Source organism: Methylophaga sp. UBA1464 (assembly GCF_002325665.1).
GTDB lineage: Bacteria > Pseudomonadota > Gammaproteobacteria > Nitrosococcales > Methylophagaceae > Methylophaga.
Window position 1 is genome coordinate 1 of the sequence record NZ_DCSO01000023.1, and the last position, 1,278, is coordinate 1,278.

1 protein-coding gene and 1 pseudogene are annotated in these 1,278 nt (G+C 47.6%); one reads left to right on the plus strand and one right to left on the minus strand.

All coding sequences use genetic code 11. The features are described from left to right. Positions 1–637: HDOD domain-containing protein (locus B3O33_RS02340; protein ID WP_292362847.1), on the minus strand; the 637-nt coding region annotated here is incomplete at its 3' end. Between the two features lie 94 nt (positions 638–731). Between B3O33_RS02340 and B3O33_RS02345 the strand changes: the two are divergent. Then, positions 732–1,278: pseudogene (locus tag B3O33_RS02345) on the plus strand (aminotransferase class I/II-fold pyridoxal phosphate-dependent enzyme); the annotation flags it as partial.

A 1,278-nucleotide genomic window follows, 5' to 3' on the forward strand; every position in this document is an offset into this window, starting at 1 on the left:
TGTTGCGATTAAGATTGGCATGTTCTGCTGCAACAGTGACGAGAGTTTCCGGGAAATCCCAGCTTTTCAGAATCGCAGCACCAATTTTTGGATACAGATTCTCAATCAATGTGTCCAGACGGCGAGTATCTTCCAGCAGTTCAGGCATATCGGCGGCTTTCATCAAAATCGGTAATGCACCAATTTCATGGAGCAGGCCTGCAAGTAGCGCTTCATCGTTTGCAATATGGGGGTGTTTGGATGCAATGACCTGACTTGCTGCGGCAACTTCGATGCTGTGTTGCCATAAATCGCGCATTCTGTTTTCCAGTCGCTTATTGGTAGGACGGAACATTTGTTCCATTACCAGGCTGGTCACCAGGTTGCGTATCATTGGAATCCCAAGCCTGGTAACCGCCGTTTGCACCGATTCAACTTCGACTCGACCGCGATATAATGGACTGTTTGCCACTTTTAAAAGCCGGGCAGATAGGGCTGCATCAGTTGTAATTACATCGGCGAGCTGCACTGCAGTTACGTCTGGATTATTGGCAACTTCACGAACCTTGAGGGCTACCTCAGGCAGTGTAGGCAACACCAGTTTTCCCTTTTGGAGATCATTAATGATCGTCGTGTACAATTGGTCTTGTTGACTCATATTAATCCACTGTATTAAATCAATTTGAAGTGTGAATGATTTTCAGTTATTTTGCTTGGTTTGCCAACCGTTTTAGCTAATAGCAGGTGCTCAGTTGAACGACGAATTTCCCAGAATCAAGCGTCTTCCGCCATACGTTTTCAACATTGTAAATGATTTGAAGGCAAAAGCGCGTGCGCGCGGTGAAGATATTATCGACTTTGGTATGGGGAACCCGGATAAACCGGCGCCCGCGCACATTGTAGAAAAATTAGTCGAAGCTGCGCAAAGACCGGACACCCATCGTTACTCCGTTTCCAGAGGTATTCCACGTCTGCGTAAAGCCATCTGCGACTGGTATCAGCGCAAATATGATGTGACCCTTGATCCGGACTCCGAAACCATCGTGACCATCGGCTCCAAAGAAGGTTTGGCGCATCTGGCATTGGCAACCGTTGGACCTGGCGACGCAGTATTGGTCCCCAATCCTGCCTATCCGATTCATCCATATGGATTTGTGATTGCTGGCGCAGATATTCGTCATGTGCCGTTAACACCGGATGTCGATTTTTTTGCGGAACTGGAAAAATCGGTTAAGGATTCCTGGCCGAAACCGAAAATGCTGGTGCTGAATTTTCCGGGCAATCCTACTACGCAATGTG